Here is a 22,229-nt window from a genome sequence, read left to right on the forward strand (position 1 = left end):
ACAGAGCATTCCAAGGAGCACCAGTGACCGACGTTCTTCCCGCTGGCTCTCTCGACGGCAAGGTGGCGCTGGTCACCGGATCGTCGCGGGGCATCGGCGCCGACACCGTCCGCTATTTCGCGCAGGCCGGGGCCGACGTGGTGATCAACTACCGCAACAAGGCGCCCCGCGCCGAGAAGCTCGCGACCGAGCTGCGCGGCCTGGGCCGCAGGGCCCTTGTCGTCGCCGCGGATCTCACCGATCCGGCATCCGTCGGCGAGATGTTCGCGAAGGTCGAGAGCGAGTTCGGCCGTCTCGACATCCTCGTGCTGAACGCCTCCGGCGGCATGGAGTCCGGCATGGCCGAGGACTATGCGCTGAAGCTCAACCGCGATGCGCAGGTCGACGTGCTGGAGCAGGCTCGCCCGCTGCTCGGCGAGGGCTCCCGAGTCGTGTTCGTGACGAGCCACCAGGCGCACTTCATCCGCACCACGCCCACCATGCCGGAGTACGAGCCGGTCGCGAAGTCCAAGCGCGCCGGCGAGGACGCCCTGCGAGAGCTCATCCCGGGTCTCGCCGAGGCCGGCGTCGGCTTCACCGTCGTCTCCGGCGACATGATCGAGGGCACCATAACCGCGACGCTGCTCGAACGCATGAACCCCGGCGCAATCTCCGAGCGCCGCGAGTCGGCCGGCAAGCTGTACAACGTGTCCGAGTTCGCCGCCGAGGTCGCGCAGGCAGCCGTCGACCCGGTGCCCGCCGACAACACCCGTCTCGTGGGCGACACCTCCGGATTCGTCGCGGAGTGACGCACTGCGCGGTGGAGTGACCCCGCAGACATGAGAATGGCCCCGTCCGATCGGACGGGGCCATTCTCATGAGCGGATGCGTCAGGCCGGGGCGTCGGTCTTCAGCGTGTCCTCGATCTCCTTCGCGTCCTTGCCGAGCGTGATCGCGCGGACGATCTGCACGATGCCGAGGACGATCAGGGCGATGCCCAGGATCCACCACAGAACGACCGCGGCGAACATCGGCGAGAACAGCACGACGATTCCGGCGATGATGCTGAGGATCGCGTAGATGACGGTCCAGGTCTTCGAGGCGGCCTTGCTCAGCAGGCTGAGCGAGACGATGCCGTCGATGATCCAGCTGACACCGATCAGGATCGCGACCACGAAGGCGAGCGTCGCCGTCGCCGCCGCGAGGTTGGTGAAGGCGATCACACCGGCGACGATGTAGATCAGGCCGAGCACGATGTGCCCGACTCGCGACCAGCCGCCCTTCTCCTTGGAGAAGATGCCGAGCGCGATGTAGACGAGGCCGGCGACGATCAGGTAAGCCGCGATGATCGCGGTCACGATCACGGCGGACTTGCCCGGCCAGATGAGCAGGATGAGGCCGGCGATGAGCGCGATCGCACCCGAGACGGCGAGGAAGACCCGGACGGACTTGACGAAGCCCTTCGCTTCCGAGAGAGCATCAGACATGATGTTTCCTTTCTGGGAACCTCCTGTGAGGCACGTCCAGCGTAGCGGGTGCCCTTTCCAAATGGTGGAAGGCGCGTCACGCGACGATATGGCGCGTGTCGGCACCTCATGCCACGATCGGAATGTGACTGCCGCGCCCGCCGACGACGCTCGCCTGCGCGAACTGATCGCCCTGCGCAAGGTTCGCGACCGCATCGATCGCGAGTATGCCCAGCCTCTGGATGTGGAAGCCCTCGCCACCGGCGCGCACATGTCCGCCGGTCACCTGAGCCGGCGCTTCAAGCAGGCGTTCGGGGAGTCCCCGTACTCGTATCTGATGACCAGACGCATCGAGCGCGCGATGGCGCTGCTGCGTCGCGGCGACCTGTCGGTCACCGACGTGTGCTTCGAAGTCGGGTTCTCATCGCTCGGCACGTTCAGCACGCGGTTCTCCGAGCTCGTGGGGCGATCGCCGAGCTCCTACCGTGAGGATCCCGGCCTCGGCCCGGGCATCCCGTCCTGGGTGGAGAAACAGGCGACGAGACCGATCAGGAATCGAGAAGCGGGCGGCGAGAAGGGTGCGTAGCGTCGGAGGCATGGACATCACGATCAACGCCAGCTTCCTCCCGCACACCGACCCCGAGGCATCCCTCGCCTTCTACCGGGACATGCTCGGTTTCGAGGTGCGCAAGGACGTCGGCTATCAGCAGATGAGATGGATCACGGTCGGACCGGTCGGGCAGCCCGACACGGCGATCGTGCTGACGCCGCCGGCGGTCGATCCCGGCATCAACGACGAGGAGCGCACCACCATCCTCGAACTCATGGCCAAGGGCAGCTACGGCGGCATCGTGCTCTCGACAGCCGACGTGGACGAGGCGTTCGCCGCCATCGAGGCCAAGGGCGCCGACGTGGTGCAGGAGCCGATCGACCAGCCCTACGGCATCCGCGATTGCGCGTTCCGCGACCCGGCGGGCAATATGGTGCGTCTGCAGCAGGCCGCGTGAACCGGAGAGGACGACGATGACGCACATCGCCGACGCCCACGACAGCATCCGTGTCGAGGGGGCCCGTGAGAACAACCTCAAGGATGTCAGCGTCGTCCTCCCCAAGCGGAGGCTCACCGTCTTCACCGGGGTGTCGGGTTCGGGGAAGAGCTCCCTGGTCTTCGACACCATCGCTGCGGAGTCCCGCCGGATGATCGACGAGACCTACAGCGCCTTCGTCCAAGGGTTCATGCCCTCGGTGCCGCGCCCGGACGTCGATGTGCTGGAGGGGCTGACCACGGCGATCATCGTCGATCAGGAGCGACTCGGCGCGAATCCGCGCTCGACGGTCGGCACGGTGACCGATGCGAACGCGATGCTGCGCATCCTGTTCTCCAAGCTCGGCGAGCCCTACATCGGCGGGCCGACGGCGTTCTCGTTCAACATCCCGACGCAGAAGGCCAGCGGGGTGATGACCGGGCCGAAGGGCGAGAAGAAGATCGTCAAGGACGCCATCTACCTGGGTGGCATGTGCCCGCGCTGCGAGGGTCGGGGCACGGTGTCCGATGTCGACCTCACCCAGGTCGTCGACGAGAGTCTCTCGCTGAACGACGGCGCCATCCTCGTGCCCGGCTACACGGCGGACGGCTGGATGGTGAAGCAGTTCGCCGAATCCGGTTTCTATCCGGCGGACGAGCCGATCTCGTCGTTCACCGAGAAGCAGCGGCACAACTTCCTCTACGGCGAGATCACCAAGGTGAAGGTGAACGGGATCAACATCACCTACGAGGGACTGATCCCGAAGATCACCAAGTCGATGCTGTCGAAGGACCTCGACGCGCTGCAGCCGCACATCCGGCGATTCGTCGAGCGGGCGGCTGCCTTCACCACCTGCCCGGAGTGCGACGGCACCCGGCTCACCGAGGGGGCGCGGTCGTCGAGGATCGACGGTGTCAGCATCGCCGACGCGTGCCGGATGCAGATCACGGATCTGGCCGAATGGGTGCGCAGCGTCGACAAGCCCGGAGCGGGTCCGCTGCTGAGCGCGCTGAGTGCCAACCTCGACGCCTTCGTCATGCTGGGGCTCGGATATCTGAGCCTGGATCGCCCATCCGGGACGCTGAGCGGGGGAGAGGCGCAGCGGATCAAGATGCTCAGGCACCTCGGATCCTCACTCACCGACGTCACCTACGTGTTCGACGAGCCCACCATCGGACTGCATCCGCACGACATCCAGCGGATGAACGGCCTGCTGCGGCAGCTGCGCGACAAGGGCAACACGGTGCTCGTCGTGGAGCACAAGCCGGAGACGATCGCCATCGCCGACCACGTCGTCGACCTCGGCCCCGGTGCGGGCAGCGCCGGTGGTGAGATCTGCTTCGAGGGCACGGTCGATGGGCTCCGGGCGAGCGACACCCTGACCGGGCGGCACCTCGACGACCGGGCATCGGTCAAGGACGGCGTGCGTGACGCGAACGGCGCGATGCAGGTGCGCGGCGCCGACGCGAACAACCTGCAGAATGTCGACGTCGACATCCCGCTCGGGGTGCTCACCGTCGTCACCGGCGTCGCGGGGTCGGGCAAGAGTTCGCTGATCCACGGCTCCGTCGCCGGGCGCGACGGCGTCGTCACGATCGATCAGACCGCGATCAAGGGTTCGCGCCGCAGCAATCCCGCCACCTACACGGGGATGCTCGAGCCGATCCGCAAGGCTTTCGCGAAGGTGAACGGCGTGAAGCCGGCGCTGTTCAGCGCGAACTCCGAGGGCGCCTGCCCGTCGTGCAAGGGCTCCGGCGTGATCATCACAGAACTGGGCTTCATGGACACGGTGGAGACGCCATGCGAGGACTGCGGAGGCAAGCGGTTCCAGTCTGCCGTGCTGGAGTACCGGCTCGGCGGCAAGGACATCGTCGAGGTGCTGGAGATGCCGGTGCGGGAGGCGCAGGAGTTCTTCGGCGGGGGAGAGGCGAAGATCCCCGCCGTCGCCAGGATGCTGGATCGAATGGCCGACGTCGGCCTCGGATACCTCACACTCGGCCAGCCGCTGTCGACGCTGTCGGGCGGTGAGCGGCAGCGCATCAAGCTCGCCATCCAGATGGCCGAAGGCGGCGACGTGTACGTGCTGGACGAGCCGACCACCGGCCTGCACCTCGCCGATGTCGAGAATCTGCTCGGCCTTCTGGACCGGCTGGTCGACTCCGGCAAGACGGTCGTCGTCATCGAGCACCACCAGGCCGTGATGGCGCACGCCGACTGGATCATCGACCTCGGCCCCGGGGCCGGACACGACGGTGGGAGGGTCGTCTTCGAGGGCACCCCCGCGCAGTTGATCGCCGACAGGTCGACGCTGACGGGCGAGCATCTCGCCCAGTACGTGGGATCCTGAGCGAGTGACACTGAAGATCTCCACCCGGAACGCCCGCTTCCAGCTCATCGAGGCCCTGCTGCACAACCGCAACCGCCGGCTGCGCGACGGACGCTTCATCGTGCAGGGGGTCCGTCCCATCAATCAGGCGATCGAACACGGCTGGGCGATCGAGACCGCGGTGTTCGACGGGCAGCGCAAGCTGTCGCCGTGGGCGAAGGGCCTGGTGGCTCAGGCCTCCGAGGGCATCGCCATGAGCCCGGAGCTGCTCGCGGAGCTGTCTGGCAAGGAGGACGGTGCCGCCGAGGCGATCGCGATCGTGCGGATGCCGGAGGACGACCTCTCCCGCATCCCGACGTCGCACGACTTTCTCGGCATGGTCTTCGACCGCCCGACCCAGCCGGGCAACATCGGCGCGATCCTGCGGTCGCTCGACGCCTTCGGCGGGCACGGGCTCGTCGTGTCCGGGCACGCCGCCGACGTGTACGACCCGAAATCGGTACGCTCGTCCACGGGCTCGCTGTTCGCGACACCGGCCGTGCGCGCGGCGTCGCAGGGACCGGTGCTGGACTGGATCGCCGAAGTCCGGGCGGGCGGCGTGCCTGTGTCCGTGGTCGCCACGGACGAGCACGGCGACGTCGACGTCTGGGACTACGACTTCACTCAGCCGACCCTCGTGCTGATCGGGAACGAGACCGTCGGGCTGTCACGCGGCTGGCGCGAGGCGGCTGATGTCACGGTGCGTGTGCCCATGCGCGGGTCGGCGAGCTCGCTGAACGCCTCGAACGCGGCGACGCTCATGCTGTACGAGGCGGCGCGGCAGCGGTCGACTCGCTAGCATCCGTTCATGACGCCTTCGCAGACGGACATCGACGCACGGATCCAGACCTACTACGGCGACACCTTCGACGAGAGCGTGCGCCTGACGACGCGCTCGGCTCAGGGGCCGCTGGAGTTCCGCCGCACGCAGGAGCTCATCCGCACGCACGTTCCGGTCGGGCGCGTGCTGGACATCGGCGGCGGATCGGGCGTGCACGCTGTCGCGCTGCAGCGAGACGGGTACGAGGTCGAGCTGGTCGAACCCGTGCCGCGTCATGTCGAGAGCGCCGTCGCGCTCGGCGTGAAGGCGCGGATCGGGGATGCTCGTGAGCTGCCGTTCGAGGCCGACTCGTTCGACGCCGCGCTGATGCTCGGACCGCTGTACCACCTGGCCACCCTTGAGGATCGGCTCGCCGCGATCAGTGAAGCCACCCGGGTGGTGCGCCCCGGCGGGATGGTGCTGGCCGCCGGACTTTCGCGATATGTCGCGTTCGGCGCCGCATCGCTGGGGCGGGACATTCCCTCGCCGATCCCGGGGGAGTGGGCCGCTCTGATCGCGGACGGCACGCCGGGGTCGGGGATGCAGTTCCCCGCCGGGCACTTCCATACCGCCGAGGAACTGCAGTCCGAGGTCGAGGCAGCGGGACTGGAGGTCCTCGAGGTCGTCGGCGTGGAGGGCCCCGCCGGGTTGTTCCTCGAGATGGCGCGCGATCTGGACCAGGACGTGCAGGATGCCGCCATGCTCATCGCTTGTGCTGCATCAGCCGAACGCGGCATCCGCGACCAGAGCGCGCATCTGCTCGCGATCGCACGCGTGCCGTGACCGGCGGAGCGGGCGCATGAGGCCGTTCCGTTCGTTCATCGGGCTGGAGACGCGGAAGGATGGGGGACATGCCGATTGATCGCTCCTACATCCGCGTGAAGGCGATGCTCGTCGCTCCGAATGCCGACGGAACCCTGCATCTGGTCAGCAGGAATGCCCCGTCCGAGGAGAACCCCGAGGGATACGACCGCTTCGTCGGCGGAAGCGTCGAACTGGGTGAGACCCACCGTGACGCGATCATCCGCGAGGTCGACGAGGAGCTCGGCGCCGAGATCCGCGACCTCGCCTTCCTGGGGATGGTCGAGAACATCTTCCGAATCGACGGAGAGCTCGGGCACGAGATCGTCGCGCTGTACAGCGGACGTCTGGACCCCGAGCCGCCCGCCGAAGGTGGAACGCTCACGGAGATCGACGGCTCGATCGTTCCGGTCGTGTGGCGTCCCTTCGACGACGCCGGGCTCGATGTTCCGCTCTATCCGGCCGCTGCGGACGAGTGGATCCGCCAGCTCGCCGCGGGAGTGTGAACGGCGGGCAGCGGCATCACGTCCTGCTCAGCAGTCCTCCTCGGAGTACTCGTTCATGACCCACCGCGATGTCTCGCGCTCCATGACGACGCGGCCGCAGGAGCCGCCGTCATACGCGACGCGCAGCTCCGCCGCCTCGGCCGTCGCCGAGACCGTGTCGACCTCCACGTCCTGCGACTGACCTGTCGCCTTGTACAACGCGGCTGTGCTCTCGATCATCTCGACACAGTCGGCGGCGGGCAGTCCGGATGCCTTCATCTCTGCGAGCATCCGTTCGATCAGGCCGTCGGTGAGGTAGCTGCAGGCGACGGCCGCGTCCGGTTCGCGGCTGGCAGCGAGCCAGGTCCGGAAGGCCAGTTCCGGCGATTGCTCGTCTGCGGTCGGCGGAGCGGTCGGCGCAGGCGTCGCCGCTACGGGCTGCTGGGTAGATTCACCGTCGGACTGGGTCGAGCATGCTGGCAGCGCGGCGAGCACGGCTCCGAATGTCACGGCAAGGAGGACGCGCGTCAGGGCGGAGGTCTTCACGCTCTCATTATGTCGACCGAGTCGTCACAGTGCAGAGCCGGGGGAGCGCCCGGGCTGAGCACGGGATCTGTGCTCAACCCGGGTCGATCTCACGGCGTCAGCCTGTGCACGTCGCGCGGGAAGAGCGTGACCTCGCGGATGTTGGGCGCCTCGAGCAGGCGTCCCACCCATCGCTCCAATCCGATCGCGAAGCCGCCGTGCGGCGGCATCCCGTGCGCGAACGCCTGCAGGTACTCGTCGTACGCGGCCGGCGATTCTCCGTGAGCGGTGAGAGCCTGGATGTAGTCGCTGTGCCTGTGCAGACGCTGCCCGCCGGTCACCAGCTCGAGACCGCGGAAGATGAGGTCGAAGCTGTTGCTCCATCGGGTGTCGTCGGGCTGCGGATGCGTGTAGAAGGGGCGCTTTCGCATCGGATAGCCCTCGACCGCCAGGACGTCGCTGCCGAACTCCCGCATGGCCCAGTCGCCCAGCATCCGCTCGTGCTCAGGGGCGAGGTCTGGTTCGTCGGCGGAGGCGCCGACCAGCGCCAAGGCCTCGGAGAAGTGGATGGTCGGGATCTCGTCGGGGATCGCAGGTATCCGGACCTTCAGCAGCTCGACCGCGTCGGAAGCGCGGGAGCGGATCGCCTCGATCATCCCGGACAGGACCGTGCGGAGCATCGCGAGCACGTCGTGATGGTCACGGATGAAGCCGAACTCGACGTCGAGCGACACGTACTCGGACAGATGCCGGACGGTGTCGTGCGGCTCGGCGCGGAACACCGGACCAACCTCGTAGACGCGTTCGAACACGCCGACGAGCTGCTGCTTGTAGAACTGCGGGCTCTGGGCGAGGAACGCCTGCCGGCCGAAGTAGTCGACGGGGAAGACGTTCGCGCCGGACTCGGTGGCAGATGCCACGAGCTTGGGCGTCTGGATCTCGGTGAAGCCTGCGGCGTCCAGCGTCGCGCGGAAGCCTTGCAGGCTCGCGGCGGCGAGCTCCCACCTGGCGCGCTGAGCCGGGTGACGCCAGGTCACCGCGGCGTTGTCCAGCAGGGTCGGCAGTCCGGCGGTGATCGCGGGCCGCCAGAGCTCGACCGGGGGTGTCGTGGCGGGCTCGGTGAGCATCGTCACTGCAGGGCAGGTGACCTCGACCCCACCGGGAGCGTGTGGGTTCGCCGTGGCGACTCCGACGACATCGACGACGGTCTCCTCAGGCGGCAGGCCGACCTCGCCGACCTCATCCGGGCGCACGACGACCTGTGCGAGGCCGGAGCGGTCACGGATGACGAGGAAGCTCACAGTGGCGAGTTCGCGTCTGCGGTGCACGTGGCCCTGCAGTCGGACCTCGGTGCCCGGTGTGGCATGGCTCAGCTCTGCGGCGAGAGTGCGGGATGGTTCGGGTGATCTCATGATTCCTCCAGAAAGCGGAAGCCCTGGAGGTGCGGGCGGGGGCCAGATCGCGGTGCCACCACACCTTCGCCGACGTGTCGCCGGCCTCTCGTCGATGACGCTGTACGCGCGAGCACGGCTGCTCCTGTGAAGCTGAGGGTTGTCAGTCCTCGCCGTTGGCTGGGTCTCAGAATAGCCGACAGAGCCCCGACCGCATCCACTCGTATAATCCGATAATGCACATTATGTCAGTTCATGAGGAACAGGCACTCCCGTGATCCTGCGCGGTGACTCCGCCTCCGGGAAGACGACGACGGTGTTGGCGCTCCGGGAGCGGCTCGGAGTCCGGATGCTCCTCGGCTGTTCTGGCGATACACGGCGCACTGGTCCGCGCGCGCCGAGTCGCTAGCCTGAACTGTGCCCAAGAGAACCACCAAAGCGGTCTGCTACGTCGTCCAAGACGGCCACCTGCTCGTGTTCACGCACCTCCGGCAGCCGATGCACATCACGGGCGTCCAGGTTCCGGCCGGAACCGTCCGACCGGGCGAGACCGCCGCGGACGCGGCTCAGCGAGAACTCCTCGAGGAGACCGGCCTGCACGGTACGGTCGTGCGGGAGATCGGCGTCAGCGACTACGACCTGCGTCCAGCCCGGGACGAAATCGCGTCCCGGCACTTCTTCGAGCTGGCCGTTCCTCGTCGGGATCTCTCGCGGCGCTGGATCGCGGGCGAGACGGATGCCTCCACCGGCGCCCCCGATGAGGACTGGGAGTGCTGGTGGCTTCCTCTTGAGCACGCCCATGTGCTCGCGGCAGGATTCGGGGCGCTTCTCGGCAGCCTCGACGAACGGGCAGCGTGAGCATGCTTCCGCCCACGCACGAGCCCTCCGAGTACGCCTGCCCGTTCTGCGGCATCCAGCGCGGAACGTTCAACGAGCGCAACCTGCCCTCTGACATCGTCGCCGTCACCGAGCGCGCCTTCGCCCGTATCGCGCCGAAGTGGTGGCCCGGCAACACGGGCGCCGTCCTCGTCATCCCGCGCGCGCACGTCGAGAACCTCTACGACCTCTCCCCTGCCGACGGGCAGGCCGTGTGGGAGCTGACGCAGCGGCTCGCGACCGGCATCCGCTTGTCGTACGGATGCGAGGGAACCTCGATCCGTCAGCACAATGAGCCCGCCGGCGGCCAGGACGTGTGGCACCTGCATGTGCACGTGTTCCCGCGGTACGCCGACGATCGCCTGTACCAGCGACAGGACGAGGCACGGTGGGTCTCCCCCGCGGACCGTGAGGTCTTCGCACACAGGCTCAGATCGGAACTCGGCATGCCGTTCAGCTTCGACTGAGCGACAGCTTCTGCTAGCGTGGTCCGCGCCGTGCGGCAGAGCGAGGAGGTGGTATCCGTGAACACGACGACATGGGTGCTCCCCTCCGGGGTCACGGTCGGGCGATAGATCGTCCGGGAGCGCCATCTCAGCTCCCGAAAGGCACGATCATGCACTTCACCTCAGAACATCTTCTCGAGGACGGCGTCCTCGAACGCGACTTCGTTCTCGACGGCATCCCCGGCATCCTCTGGACTCCCCCGTCCGGGACCGCTGACGAGCCTGTCCCGCTCGCCCTGCTCGGTCACCCGGGCGGCATCGCGCGGATGCGGCCGCGCCTGCGGGGTCGCGCGCAGTACTCGGCGGCCGGCGGCCTCGCCTGCGCGACCCTCGAACTCCCCGGAACCGGCGAACGGCCGAACCTGCCGGTCGTCGACCGGGCTCGCGCCGACCTGCGGAATGCACTCGCCGCGGGTGAACCCGTCACCCCCGACATCGTCGACAGGCTGATCCTGCCGCTCGTCGAGCAGGGTGTCCCCGAGCTGCAGCTCGCGCTCGACGTGCTCCTGGAACGCCCGGAACTGCGCGGGCCGGTGATCTACTCCGGCGGCGTCATCTCCATCGGCGTGCGCCTTGCGGCCGTCGAGCCCCGGGTCGTCGCGGCGAACCTGTTCGCCGGCAGCTACGTGCCGCGCTCGATCATCGAGGAGGCACGGAACGTCACGATCCCGCTGCACGTCATGCTGCAGTGGGACGACGAGGGTAACGACCGTCAGATGGCGCTAGACCTGTTCGACGCCTTCGGCTCAGAGGAGAAGGCTCTTCTGGCCAACATGGGCGGGCACACCGGCGTCCCGGCATCCGCAGCCGAGCACGCGGCAGCGTTCTTCGCGCGGCATCTGCGCTGACGGCCCGAGCGTCACAGCTCACGGACGGTCAGCAGCGACCGTCCGTGAGCGCTCTCCTTGATCACGACATCCGTCTCGTGGAACCCGAGCTTCTCGAGCGCCCGTCGCGACGCGAGATTCCAGTCCCAGACGGATGCCCGCAGCTGCGGGTATCCGGCCTGGCGCGCCCATTCGAGCACGGCGCGGCCCGCCTCCGTCGCGTAGCCCCGATTGTGCACGGCCCGCAGCAGCTCGAAGGCCAGCTCGGGCTCATCACCGTCCCAGACGATGCCGCAGTACCCGATGATCTGACCCGTCTCGCGAAGCACGACCGTGAGCAGGCCCGGCCTCGACCCGTCCAGTCCTCGAATGTGCGCCGCGATGTCCTGTACATCCGGATGCCCGTCGGCGTCGATCCTGCGGTGCTCAGGGACACGCTCGTCACGCTCCGTCCACAGCCGATGGAACACCTCGGCGTCTGACTCGCGCTGACGACGCAGGACAAGCCGGTAGGTCTCCAGGGCGTCCAGCGACGGCTCCATCGTCAGCGCCCGATCGGCACGGACCAGAGGACCTCGGTCTCGCGGTAGCCCTCACGTGCGTAGAGCCGTCGCGCACCGTCATTGCTGCCGAAGATGTTCAGCGCCAGCACCTCAAGACCCGCCGACGCGGCCTCCTCCGCGGCCGCGCGGAGCGCCTGCGTGCCCAGGCCCTGTCCGCGCCGGGACTCGCGCAGTGAGATGTCGTAGATGAACGCGGCATCCTCGCCCAGGTGCACCCAGAGGATACCCACACGCTCCCCTGCGCCGTCGAGCACGGTCCAGAGGCGGTGTCCGGCAGTCCGAGGTCCTTCCGGCAGCACGTCGGCCATCTGCTCGGCCGCGACGCGCCGCGAGTCCTCGATGGTGGGTTCGGCGCCCGATGCGAAACGCTCCTGGGCGTAGTCCTCGTCGGCGACGGCCCGGTAGGACGCGAAATCGGCGTCGTCCATCGGCACCAGGTCGATGCCGTCGGGAGCAGGTACCTCCGCCACTGAGACGCGCATCTTCGTGGCGACGCGACGCGCATTCGCAGACTCTGCGAGGGCCGCCATGTGCGACTGTCCGGCGAAGGCACTGAAATGCCAGACGCCCGACCAGCCCGCTCCGGCCGCGAGATCGTCGAACAGCGACCAGTCGGTGGTCGCACCGTCGACGTCCGCGAGGATCACCTCACCCGCATCCGGCATCACCCAGACCGTGACAGCGCCGTCAACCGTCTGCCAGATCTCGCCGCGATCGATGTCCGGAACGGCGATCTCGCGCCGCTCGGCCGCGGCCCGCGCGGTGAACACGCGCCCTGCCGCGGCGGTCAGGAGTGCACGGCGCTGCACAGGTTCGGTGATGTGGATCCAGCTCATGGCACGTAGGAGCCTTCCTCTTCGGGACGGAGATACGAGAAGTACGGAACGGTGACCGTGACCTGCAGCACGTTCTCGCCGGTGCGGCCCTGCTCGGCCAGTTGATCGACGAGCTTCGTCTCGTCGGTGACGATGGTCTCGTTCCGGTGCCACAGGGGCAGGATGTCGATGTCGACATACTCGCCCTCCTGGACGAAAGCGTCGACCCTGGTCCGGCTGCCGTCCAGGAACCCGCCGGCATTCGGCACGCGGTCGCTGAGCTGCAGCCCGGGAAGGTTCTTCGCGAGTTCGGCGGTTGCAGCCCAGGCCGCCTCGTCCTCGCGGCTCGTCTGCACCCCGTCCATACGCACGTACAGCGTTCTGCGCATGGCCGCGCAGGAGTAACCGCCGATGTGTGCATCGTCGAAGCCACCGCGGTCGTTCGTCATCGACCCGCACGCGTCGACGTTCCGCTCCGCGATCTGCTCCCAGCCGGTCGGCGTCGGAATCTCCACGCCCGCCAGCGACTGGATGCCCGCCGGCCGCGCGGCCTCCGCGCCCGCCAGTTCTTCATCGGTCGGCGCGCTGCTGCCGCACGCGATGAGTGAGCCGGCAAGGAGACTCCCGAGCAGCGCCGCGCCCGCAGAACTGATCACTCGGCGACGGCACATACCGCGACAGTACAGGAGCATCGCCCGGTGAAACCTAGACGACCGCCCGCAATCAGGGCCGCGTCGCCAGGATGATCTGGAACTCGTTGTGATCGGTGAGCAGTCCGTCTCCATCGGCCAGCGGTTCGAGACGCTCCCGCAGGATTCGATCGAACTCCCCTGCCCGATCGCCGAGCACGGCCGGCGATGCGAAGGACATCGAGTGCATCAGACCGATCACGCCGTCCACTGTCTTGGTGCGGACCACGGGAACGCGGGTGGTCGTGACGCCGTGAAACCCCGCATCCGCGATGTCGTCCTCGAAGCGACCCGCCGGCCGGTCATAGGTTCCCGCGCCGGCACGGCGCTGCTCCCCCAGCACCTCCTGCACGACCTCGCGGGTGCGATCCTTCCACTCGTCACCGCCCGCCCAGATGCTCTGGTCGCCGAACACGGCGAGCACGGCATCGGGAGCCATCCGCTCAGCGACGTGCCGTAGGAACACGGGACGATCGAACCAGTGGAAGGCACGGCACACCGTGACGAGGTGCGCAGACCAGGTCTCCGGAGTCTCGAAGGACTCGGCCGGTGCCTGCACCAACCCCACCCGGTCGCCAGGGAGCTCCTCGCGCGCGACGGCGAGCAGGTCAGCGTCGAGATCGACCCCGATCGCCTCGTCGAACCACGGCAGTAACGCGCTGATCACGAACCCCGGACCCGTTCCGACGTCGAGCAGATGCCGAGGCGAGCCCTGCGGCGCGGCGTCCGCCAGGATCTCGGCCACTTCCGCGGGCACCCCGGAACGATGACGGCGGTAGTGCTCGGCGGTGGATGCGAACAGGCTCACTCCCTGACGCTATCCGATGCGGCAGCCAGGACTAGAGTCGATCGCGTGACGCGCGCACTCCCTGTCTCCACTCCCGGCTGGCGCTCCTGGCTGATCTGGGGTGTAGGAGTCGCCGCCTACATGCTCGCCATCACCAACCGCGCGTCGCTGAGCGCGGTCGGCGTCGACGCGGCAGACCGGTTCAACGCGGACGCCGCGACGCTGTCTCTCTTCGCCGTGGTGCAACTCGCCGTCTATGGCGGGATGCAGATCCCGATCGGCGTGCTGCTGGACCGCTATGGCGCCCGGCCGATCATGGCGATCGGCATGCTCCTGATGGCCGCGGGTCAGCTCGTGATGGCGGTCTCCCCGAGCATCGGCATCGCCCTGATCGCCCGCATGCTGCTCGGCGCAGGCGACGCCGCCGTCTTCCCCGCAGTGTTGCGCCTCGTCGCCACCTGGTTCCCCGCACAGCGCGGGCCGATCATGGTGCAGCTGACCGGCCTCGTCGGACAGTGCGGACAGCTGCTCGCCCTCATCCCGCTCGCCGCGCTGCTGCACGCGACATCCTGGTCGATCACGTTCGGCAGCATCGCCGGTCTCGGCGTGCTCTTCGCGATCCTCACCTGGACGGTCATCCGCAACCACCCGCCGGAGCGGAAGGCCGATGTCACGGTGAACACCGACACCGGCGCGATCCGCGTGGTGACCTCGGCGATCGACACCGGCACGGGCATCCGTGCGGCCTGGGCGCACCCGGGCACCCGCCTCGCATTCTGGTCGCACTTCACCACGCCTTTCGCAGGCACCGCGTTCCTGCTCCTCTGGGGCATGCCGTTCCTCACCGCGGGCGAAGGACTCAGCAACGCCGCAGCGGCATCCCTGCTGTCACTCAACGTCGTCGTCGCCATGGCGCTCGGCCCACTGATCGGCGAACTCTCCCGGCGTATCCCGTTGCGCAGGTCGCGCGCGCTGGTGATCCCCAGCGTCGGCGTGCAGGTCGTGGCCTGGCTCGCCGTCATCCTCTGGCCGGGGCCGGCCCCGATCTGGCTGCTCGTCGTCCTGGTCGTCGCGCTCGCCGCAGGCGGACCGGCTTCCATGATCGCGTTCGACCACGCGCGCACGCACAACCCGGCGCACCGCCTGAGCACGGCCACCGGGCTCACCAATTCGGGCGGCTTCCTCGCCGCCCTCATCGCCATCTTCCTGATCGGGCTCACGCTCGACCTGCAGGGCGCCGGCACTCCCGACACGTACTCGCTGGAGGCGTTCCGCTGGGCGTTCCTCACCCAGCTCCCGCTCTGGGCGCTCGGCGTGACGTTCATCAGCATCGAGCGCAAGCGCACCCGCATCCGGATGGGACTCGACCCGGAGCGTCCGCGGCGATGACCGTCACGGACGGGTACCGGCCCGCCGCGGACGCCGACCCGTCCGCTCCTGGCTGCGGCGCGGGATTCAGGTCGGCCCGCAGCGCCCGGCGACCCCGGCTGTCCTCATAGGATGAAGGATGGCCTCCGGATACCGCTTCTCCTCCGACCTCGCCGACATCGACCGTGACCGGGTGCACACCTGGCTCAGCGAGCAGTCCTACTGGGCCTCGGGCCGAGCGCGCGAGACGCAGGATGCCGCGATCGACGGCTCCCGCAACTACGCCGTCGTCGACGACGCAGGTCGGCAGGTCGCGTACGCGCGCGTCGTCACGGATGCCGTCACCTTCGCCTGGCTGTGCGATGTGTTCGTCGACGAGGCTGCGCGTGGCAACGGCGTCGGCAAGCTGCTGGTCGAGGGCGTCGTCGCCGACATCGAGCGGACGACCGTCAAGCGCATCCTGCTCGCCACGGCCGACGCGCACGGACTGTACGCACAGTACGGATTCGCTCCGTCGGAGGACCCGAACCGGTACATGATCCGCACGAAGGCCTGAGCCGTCAGCCGCGCGGGGTCCAGCCGAACGGGCGCGCACCGCCGCGGCCGCCCCGCTCGACGTCCACGCGGGCGGACCAGCCCTGCGCGGCATCGACCGCGTCGAAGCCACCGCGCGCGAGGCGCATCCCGACGTCCTCGTGATGCATCCGCGGGGCACCGCCGCGACGCACCGACGCCCGCACGCTCCACGCGTCGTCGGCGAAGCCGCCGCCGCGGAACACCCGGTAGTCGTCGTAGCGCGCGGGATCCAGCAGGTCCCAGCACCACTCCCACACGTTGCCGAGCGTGTCGAACAGACCGTTGAGGTTCGGCAGGCGCAGCCCGACATCCTGCGGAGTGCGCACGCCGTCCGCGCCCGTCCAGGCCACGTCCGGGAGCGGGCCGTGCTGCGGGCCGGTCGACCCCGCCCGGCACGCGAACTCCCATTCCGCCTCGGTCGGCAGCCGATAGCCGTCGCTGTCGACATGCCACGTCACGTCCTCGCCGTCGAACGAGTAGGCGGAGTCCAGGCCCTCCCACTCCGAGGCCGCGTTGCAGAACCGTATCGCGCGCAGCCAGCTGAAATCGGATGCCGGGCGGCGCGGATGCGTCGCCGGCACGCCGAGCACCTCGGCGAACTGCTCCTGAGTCACAGCGAAGACGCCGATCTCGAACGATTCGAGCTGCACCGTGCGGCGCTCGTCCCGCCGCGCGTCGTGCAGCGTCACCGATCCCCCGTCCAGGCGGCGCATCTCCCACAGGTCCATGGCTCAGCCGACCGCAGGGAGTTCGTCCGAGCGGGGCGCCCTCGGCGGCCGGGACTCGCCGCCGTCGAGGCGCACCGCGAAGATCGTCAGGAAGAACTGGCACATCGGCCCGACGAGCAGGGCGAACGCCACTGTCCCCAGTCCCACCACTCCCCCGAGCAGCCACCCGGCCACCAGCGCCGAGAGCTCGACGACCGTGCGGGCGAGCCAGATCGGCCAACCCAGGCGGGCATGAAGACCGGTCATCAGCCCGTCGCGCGGGCCAGGGCCGAAGTGCGCCCCGATGTACAGTCCCGACCCGACGGCGAGGACGGTGAGCCCGGTCGCGAAGGACAGGATGCGCAACCAGAGGCTCCCGACCTCCGGGATGATCAGGAAGCCCACGTCCGCGGCGACACCCACGCCCAGCGCGTTCACGATCGTTCCGATGCCGGGCCTCTGCCGGAGCGGGATCCACAGCAGCAGGACGAGAAGCGACAGGATGACACTCACCGTGCCGAAGCTCAACGGCACCCGCAGCGCGATGCCTTGAGCGAGCACGTCCCACGGCGCTGCGCCGATGCCTGCGCGGATCATGAACGAGATCCCGAGGCCGAACAGGAAGACTCCGACGACGAGCTGCAGGATGCGTCTCGGCAGACGTCTCCCGGTGACTTTCGTCACTGCGGCGTCCGCTCGACCCAGGTCGCGTACTTCGCTGCCCGCCCGTCTCCGGAAGACGTCCGGGTGACGCGCCGCTTGATCCACGGACCGACGAACTCCCGGTAGTACTGCAGGCCGGCAGGACCGACCGGGCCGTGCTCGTGCGCCGCCCACCACTGAGCGGGCGGCTCGAAGCCGAGCGCGTGCAGCACCCGCGCGGCCACCCGGTGGTGCCCGTTCGAGTTCATGTGCAGCCGATCCTCGGACCAGTACGGCGGCGTGGAGAGTTCGGCATCGGGCCAGTTCAGCGCCCGCAGCACGTCGGGGCGATCCTCGAAGCGGCGCAGCACCGCAGCCGACAGCTCATCGCCGCGGGCCTGGATCATCCTTCCCATGGGCAGCTGGCCGCTCGGGTTCGCCCCCGAGAGCACGATCATGGTCACGCCCTCCTCGTCACAGCGCCGCAGCACTCGGGTGAACGAATCGGCGATGTGCTCGATGTCGGCCTTCGGCCGGAGCATGTCGTTGCCTCCGGCATTGAACGACAGGTGGGTCGGGCGCAGTGCGAGCGCCGGCTCGAGCTGCTGCTCGACGATCGGCCAGGCGAGCTTGCCGCGAATGGCGAGGTTCGCGTACTCGATCGGCTCGCCCGCGGCATTCGCCCAGCCCTGCGCGGCGATGTCGGCCCAGCCGCGGACCCGGCCGTCGGGAAGCTCATCCCCGACGCCCTCGGTGAAGGAGTCCCCGATCGCCACGAATCGCACAGCTGCCATCCGTCCAGCCTATTGCGACTCGGCGGCCGCGTCAGCGATCGTCGAGCCGTTCGCCACGGCGATCGACGAGGCCCCAGGCGCCGAGGGCGGCGACCACGAAGAACGCCGAGAACACCGTGAACACCAGCGGCGCGCCGCCAGCCTCGAGCATCACCGGCACGAGCAGCGGCGCGAAGATGCTGGCGATCCTGCCGACGCCCGCCGCCCAGCCCGCGCCGGTTCCGCGCAGGGAGGTCGGGTAGATCTCGGGAGTCACGGCGTACAGCGCGCCCCAGGCGCCGAGGTTGAAGAACGAAAGCGCCATGCCGGCCCCGATGATCATGCCCGTACTGTCGGCAGTGCCGAACAGCACGGCGGATGCGGCGGAGCCGACGAGGAACACCGAGAGGGTCGTGCGGCGGCCCCACACCTCGATGAGCCACGCCGCCACCGCGTATCCGGGCAGCTGGGCGAGCGTGATGATGAGCGTGAAGCCGAAGGAGCGCACCAGGTCGTAGCCGGCGGCGACGAGGATGCTGGGGATCCAGATGAACGCCCCGTAGTAGGCGAAGTTCACACAGAACCACACCAGCCAGATGCTCGCCGTGCGCAGCCGGAACTCCCGGTTCCACAGCGTCGCCAGGCGCGCCGCCGTGGTGACGGCGACAGGACGCGTGTCCGGCTCCTTGTTGATCGCCGGGGACAGCACGATCCCGGCATCCTTCTCGAATGTCTCGACGATGCGCTGCGCGCGTGTGATACGCCCTCGGCCTGCGAGCCAGCGCGGCGACTCCGGCAGGCCCCAGCGCACGACCACCGCGTAGAGTGCCGGGACGGCGCCGAGGGCGAACGCCCAGCGCCAGCCGTTCTCGGATGCGGGGATCACGAAGAATCCGATCAGGGCGGCCGCTGTCCAGCCCACGGCCCAGAACGCCTCCAGCACCACGATCAGGCGACCCCGGATGCGGGCGGGGACGAGCTCGCTCACATACGTCGACGCGACGGGGAGCTCGGCGCCGAGACCGAGTCCGACGACGAAGCGCAGGATGAGCAGGCCCGTCACCCCGGCGGCCAGCGCGCTGGCACCGGTGGCGATGCCGTACACCAGCAGTGTGATGGCGAACACCTGCCGGCGTCCGTACCGGTCGGCGAGCAGGCCCCCGACGCCGGCGCCGATCGCCATGCCGATGAAGCCCACGGAGGCGATCCAGCCCAGCTGGCTCGGGCTGAGCGCCCACTGCTGCGCAAGGGCGGCGATGATGAACGAGATCAGGCCGACATCCATCGCATCGAGCGCCCATCCGATGCCTGATCCGGTCAGGATCCGCACGTGGCGGCGCGTCAGGGGCAGTGCGTCGAGACGGGACGCCAGGGAGCGGCGGCTCGGGACGGCGGTGTCGGGCATCCTTTCATCCTAGGGCGGACAACACGTCCGGATCGCAGCCCGTCAGTCCTCGGCGAGCAGCCGTCGCACGCGGGGCACGACCTCGGTTGCATACAGCTCGATGCTGCGCATCAGCTGCTCGTGCGGAGTGGTGCCGGTGGCGTACTTCAGTTCGAAGCGACCGAGGCCGAGCGTACGGATCGTCTCCGCCATCTTCGCCGCGACCCGGTCCGGCGAGCCGGCGTACGTGGCGCCCATCGGCCCGACGTCGTTCTGGAACCGCGCCCTGCTGTACGCTCCCCAGCCGCGTTCGCGACCGATTGTGCGGTTCATCGCCTCGAAGCCGGGATACGCCTGCTCCCAGGCCTCTTCGTCGGTCTCGGCGATGTGTCCCGGCGAGTGCGCAGCGATCGGTCGGGCCTCGGTGCCGAACTGATCCACAGCGCGGTGATAGAGGTCCACGAGGGGCTTGAACCGAAACGCCGCTCCTCCGATGATCGCGAGAGTGAGGCCGAAGCCGTGCCGCGCGACGCGGATGACCGACTCCGGGCTGCCACCCACGCCGACCCAGGGGCGCAGTCGGTTCTCGGTCTTCGGGAACACGTCCGCGTTCTCGAGCGCCGGACGCATCGTGCCCGACCATGTCACCGGCTGCTCCTTGACGAGCTCGGCGAACAGATCCAGCTTCTGCTCGAACAGCGCCTCGTAGTCACGCAGGTCGTACCCGAACAGCGGGAAGGACTCGGTGAACGACCCCCGGCCCAGCACCGGCTCGGCACGACCGTTCGAGACCGCGTCGAGCGTGGCGAAGCGCTCGTAGACCCGCACAGGGTCGTCCGACGAGAGCACGGTGACCGCGGTGCCGAGCTTGATGCGCTCGGTGCGGCTCGCGATCGCTGCCAGCACCATCTCGGGCGCGGAGATCGCGAACTCGGGGCGGTGGTGCTCCCCCACGGCGAACCAGTCGAGGCCGAGGCTGTCGGCGAGTTCCGCCTGCGCGACGACGTTGCGGATGGTCTGCGCCGCGCTGAGCGGGGTGCCGTCGAGCGCCGTCGAGATGTCGCCGAAGGTGCCGAGCCCGAATTCCACGTCCATGAAGTCCCTTTCGTATTCACCCGAATACAACGCGGGGATCATCCGGGCATTCCGGATGATCCCCGCGGATCGTGATTCGACTCTCAGCCGAGCAGCGCAGTGCGCAGCGTGTCGAGGCCAACGCCGCCCATGTCGAGGGCGCGCTTGTGGAACTCCTTCATCGAGAAGTCGTCGCCGCGCTCAGCGCGGTACGCGTCGCGCACCTGCTCCCAGATGCGCTGGCCGACCTTGTACGACGGCGCCTGTCCCGGCCAGCCGAGGTAGCGGTTCACCTCGAACTGACGGAACTCGTCCGACATGTTCACGTTGCGGCGCATCATCTCAAGTGCGTAGTCGTGGTCCCAGATGCCGTCGCCGTCCAGGCGGGGCTTGCGCAGGTGCACGCCGATGTCCAGCACCACGCGCACGGCGCGCATGCGCTGGCCGTCGAGCATGCCCAGCCGATCCGCCGGGTCGTCGAGGTAGCCGAGCTGCTCCATCAGGCGCTCCGCGTAGAGCGCCCAGCCCTCAGCATGCCCGGAGGTGCCCGCGAGCAAGCGGCGCCAGCTGTTCAGCTCGGCCCGGTTGTACGTGGCCTGCGCGATCTGCAGGTGATGCCCGGGAACACCCTCGTGGTACACGGTGGTGAGCTCGCGCCAGGTGTCGAACTCGGTGACGCCCTCGGGCACCGACCACCACATCCGGCCGGGACGCGAGAAGTCGTCCGTCGGCCCGGTGTAGTAGATCCCGCCCTCCTGCGTGGGAGCGATCATGCACTCGAGCTCGCGGATCTGCTCCGGGATGTCGAAGTGCGTGGCGCCCAGCTCGGCGATCGCACGGTCGCTGGTCTCCTGCATCCACCGCTGCAGGGCATCGGTGCCGACGAGCCGGCGCGACGCGTCGGCCTCGAGGTGCGCGACGGCCTGCTCGACGGTCGCGCCAGGCAGGATCTCGTTCGCGATCGACTCCTGCTCGGAGATCATGCGGGCGAGCTCTTCCCGGCCCCACTCGTAGGTCTCGTCGAGATCGATCGTGGCACCGAGGAACCGGCGGGAGTTCAGCGCGTACAGGTCGCGGCCGACCGCGTCGTCCTCACCGGCCACCGGGGCCAGTTCGGTCGCCAGGAAGTCGCGCAGCTGGTCGTAGGCCACCCGGGCCGCGCCGGCGTTGTCGGACAGGGTGCGGGCGAGCGAGGCCGGCAGCTGCCCGTCCTCGGGAGCGGCCCCGGCGACGAACGACGCGAAGAATCCGTCGTCGGCGGTGTACCGAGTGATCTGCGTCGCGACCTCGGCGACCTGACGGCGCGCCGGGACGACGCCCTGGGTGATGCCCTCACGCAGCGTGGCGGTGTAGCCGCGCAGAGCCTGCGGGATGGCCGCGAGACGCTCGGCGACGACCGACCAGTCCTCGGACGTGGCCGTGGGCATCAGATCGAACGCCTGGCGGAAGTCCTGCGCCGCCGAAGCGATCACGTTGAGGTCGCGCAGATGCCACTGCGCGTCGTGCAGCTCGAGGTCGAGCTGCAGCTGCGAGGACAGATCGGCCTTGGTGACCTCGTCGATGTGGTCGACGGGGTCGAGCTTCTGCAGCGCCGCGAGCGTGCGGCGGGTCGCCTCGACGCTCTTCTCATGCCCTTCAGGGCTGAGATCGTCGAGCCGGCCGTTCGCCTCGTTGCGTCCGATGTAGGTCGCCAGCACCGGCGACAGGTCGACGAGTTCGTCGACCCATTCCTCGGCGACCTTGTCGATCGCCGAGGGCGTGCGTGAATCAGTCATGGGGTCGAGC

25 protein-coding genes are annotated in these 22,229 nt (G+C 68.8%); 12 read left to right on the top strand and 13 right to left on the bottom strand.

Annotated features, from left to right (window positions below; all coding sequences use genetic code 11):
• Positions 1-23 precede the first annotated feature (23 nt).
• Positions 24-788, top strand: a complete 765-nt coding sequence (locus GON06_RS10080) for an SDR family oxidoreductase (protein WP_332837372.1) — start codon at positions 24-26, stop codon at positions 786-788.
• Between the two features lie 81 nt (positions 789-869).
• On the opposite strand, the gene GON06_RS10085 is transcribed toward GON06_RS10080, so the two are convergent.
• Complete coding sequence (locus tag GON06_RS10085) at positions 870-1,466, bottom strand: HdeD family acid-resistance protein (protein WP_157312140.1); 597 nt, start codon at positions 1,464-1,466, stop codon at positions 870-872.
• 88 nt (positions 1,467-1,554) lie between these two features.
• Between GON06_RS10085 and GON06_RS10090 the strand changes: the two genes are divergently transcribed.
• From GON06_RS10090 to GON06_RS10115, 6 genes are all read left to right on the top strand, one after another.
• Complete coding sequence (locus tag GON06_RS10090; protein ID WP_157312243.1) at positions 1,555-2,031, top strand: helix-turn-helix transcriptional regulator; 477 nt, start codon at positions 1,555-1,557, stop codon at positions 2,029-2,031.
• Between the two features lie 10 nt (positions 2,032-2,041).
• The gene (locus tag GON06_RS10095; protein WP_157312141.1) at positions 2,042-2,452 is read left to right on the top strand and encodes a VOC family protein; all 411 of its coding nucleotides are present in this window, start codon (positions 2,042-2,044) and stop codon (positions 2,450-2,452) included.
• A 16-nt stretch (positions 2,453-2,468) separates the two neighbouring features.
• A complete protein-coding gene (locus GON06_RS10100) occupies positions 2,469-4,817 on the top strand; it encodes an ATP-binding cassette domain-containing protein (RefSeq protein WP_157312142.1) in 2,349 nt (782 codons plus the stop codon).
• Between the two features lie 4 nt (positions 4,818-4,821).
• The gene (locus tag GON06_RS10105; RefSeq protein ID WP_332837373.1) at positions 4,822-5,634 is read left to right on the top strand and encodes a TrmH family RNA methyltransferase; all 813 of its coding nucleotides are present in this window, start codon (positions 4,822-4,824) and stop codon (positions 5,632-5,634) included.
• A 9-nt stretch (positions 5,635-5,643) separates the two neighbouring features.
• Complete coding sequence (locus GON06_RS10110) at positions 5,644-6,438, top strand: class I SAM-dependent methyltransferase (protein WP_157312143.1); 795 nt, start codon at positions 5,644-5,646, stop codon at positions 6,436-6,438.
• A gap of 68 nt (positions 6,439-6,506) precedes the next feature.
• Entirely contained in the window at positions 6,507-6,962 is a 456-nt protein-coding gene (locus tag GON06_RS10115) for an NUDIX domain-containing protein (RefSeq protein WP_157312144.1), read from the top strand.
• A 27-nt stretch (positions 6,963-6,989) separates the two neighbouring features.
• On the opposite strand, the gene GON06_RS10120 is transcribed toward GON06_RS10115, so the two are convergent.
• Both GON06_RS10120 and aspS read right to left on the bottom strand, forming a co-directional pair.
• On the bottom strand, positions 6,990-7,487 hold the full coding sequence (locus tag GON06_RS10120) for a hypothetical protein (RefSeq protein WP_157312145.1): 498 nt from the start codon (positions 7,485-7,487) through the stop codon (positions 6,990-6,992).
• Between the two features lie 89 nt (positions 7,488-7,576).
• Positions 7,577-8,878, bottom strand: coding sequence for an aspartate--tRNA(Asn) ligase (gene aspS / locus GON06_RS10125; RefSeq protein WP_157312146.1), 1,302 nt, complete (start codon positions 8,876-8,878; stop codon positions 7,577-7,579).
• A 396-nt stretch (positions 8,879-9,274) separates the two neighbouring features.
• Between aspS and GON06_RS10130 the strand changes: the two genes are divergently transcribed.
• From GON06_RS10130 to GON06_RS10140, 3 genes are all read left to right on the top strand, one after another.
• Positions 9,275-9,715 (top strand): NUDIX domain-containing protein, encoded by a 441-nt coding sequence (locus GON06_RS10130; RefSeq protein ID WP_198346669.1) that lies wholly within the window; start codon positions 9,275-9,277, stop codon positions 9,713-9,715.
• 2 nt (positions 9,716-9,717) lie between these two features.
• Positions 9,718-10,200, top strand: coding sequence for an HIT family protein (locus tag GON06_RS10135; RefSeq protein ID WP_157312246.1), 483 nt, complete (start codon positions 9,718-9,720; stop codon positions 10,198-10,200).
• 149 nt (positions 10,201-10,349) lie between these two features.
• Entirely contained in the window at positions 10,350-11,087 is a 738-nt protein-coding gene (locus GON06_RS10140; protein WP_157312147.1) for an alpha/beta hydrolase, read from the top strand.
• 11 nt (positions 11,088-11,098) lie between these two features.
• Here GON06_RS10140 and GON06_RS10145 read toward each other — a convergent pair whose 3' ends face one another.
• The 4 genes from GON06_RS10145 to GON06_RS10160 form a co-directional block, all read right to left on the bottom strand.
• A complete protein-coding gene (locus tag GON06_RS10145) occupies positions 11,099-11,608 on the bottom strand; it encodes a GNAT family N-acetyltransferase (protein ID WP_232528380.1) in 510 nt (169 codons plus the stop codon).
• Positions 11,609-11,610: 2 nt separating this feature from the next.
• Entirely contained in the window at positions 11,611-12,465 is an 855-nt protein-coding gene (locus tag GON06_RS10150) for a GNAT family N-acetyltransferase (RefSeq protein WP_157312148.1), read from the bottom strand.
• On the bottom strand, positions 12,462-13,100 hold the full coding sequence (locus GON06_RS10155) for a hypothetical protein (RefSeq protein WP_157312149.1): 639 nt from the start codon (positions 13,098-13,100) through the stop codon (positions 12,462-12,464). The genes GON06_RS10150 and GON06_RS10155 overlap by 4 nt, the downstream gene beginning before the upstream one ends.
• Positions 13,101-13,167: 67 nt before the next feature.
• The gene (locus GON06_RS10160) at positions 13,168-13,941 is read right to left on the bottom strand and encodes a class I SAM-dependent methyltransferase (protein WP_198346670.1); all 774 of its coding nucleotides are present in this window, start codon (positions 13,939-13,941) and stop codon (positions 13,168-13,170) included.
• A 45-nt stretch (positions 13,942-13,986) separates the two neighbouring features.
• On the opposite strand from GON06_RS10160, the gene GON06_RS10165 reads away from it, so the two are divergent.
• On the top strand, positions 13,987-15,309 hold the full coding sequence (locus GON06_RS10165) for an MFS transporter (RefSeq protein ID WP_332837374.1): 1,323 nt from the start codon (positions 13,987-13,989) through the stop codon (positions 15,307-15,309).
• 118 nt (positions 15,310-15,427) lie between these two features.
• Positions 15,428-15,844, top strand: coding sequence for a GNAT family N-acetyltransferase (locus tag GON06_RS10170; RefSeq protein WP_157312151.1), 417 nt, complete (start codon positions 15,428-15,430; stop codon positions 15,842-15,844).
• A gap of 4 nt (positions 15,845-15,848) precedes the next feature.
• Here the strand turns inward: GON06_RS10170 and GON06_RS10175 are convergent, their stop codons facing one another.
• The 6 genes from GON06_RS10175 to GON06_RS10200 form a co-directional block, all read right to left on the bottom strand.
• The gene (locus tag GON06_RS10175) at positions 15,849-16,592 is read right to left on the bottom strand and encodes a formylglycine-generating enzyme family protein (RefSeq protein ID WP_157312152.1); all 744 of its coding nucleotides are present in this window, start codon (positions 16,590-16,592) and stop codon (positions 15,849-15,851) included.
• 3 nt (positions 16,593-16,595) lie between these two features.
• A complete protein-coding gene (gene yczE / locus GON06_RS10180; RefSeq protein WP_198346671.1) occupies positions 16,596-17,255 on the bottom strand; it encodes a membrane protein YczE in 660 nt (219 codons plus the stop codon).
• Positions 17,252-18,007 carry an SGNH/GDSL hydrolase family protein gene (locus tag GON06_RS10185; protein ID WP_157312153.1) on the bottom strand — a complete coding sequence of 252 codons (756 nt, stop codon included), beginning with the start codon at positions 18,005-18,007 and terminating at the stop codon, positions 17,252-17,254. The genes yczE and GON06_RS10185 overlap by 4 nt, the downstream gene beginning before the upstream one ends.
• A 31-nt stretch (positions 18,008-18,038) precedes the next feature.
• Positions 18,039-19,391 (bottom strand): MFS transporter, encoded by a 1,353-nt coding sequence (locus tag GON06_RS10190; protein WP_157312154.1) that lies wholly within the window; start codon positions 19,389-19,391, stop codon positions 18,039-18,041.
• A 42-nt stretch (positions 19,392-19,433) separates the two neighbouring features.
• A complete protein-coding gene (locus tag GON06_RS10195) occupies positions 19,434-20,465 on the bottom strand; it encodes an LLM class flavin-dependent oxidoreductase (protein WP_157312155.1) in 1,032 nt (343 codons plus the stop codon).
• 83 nt (positions 20,466-20,548) lie between these two features.
• Positions 20,549-22,219 (bottom strand): DUF885 domain-containing protein, encoded by a 1,671-nt coding sequence (locus tag GON06_RS10200; RefSeq protein WP_157312156.1) that lies wholly within the window; start codon positions 22,217-22,219, stop codon positions 20,549-20,551.
• Positions 22,220-22,229: the final 10 nt, after the last annotated feature.

Source organism: Microbacterium sp. MAH-37, from assembly GCF_009758255.1.
Lineage (GTDB): Bacteria > Actinomycetota > Actinomycetes > Actinomycetales > Microbacteriaceae > Microbacterium.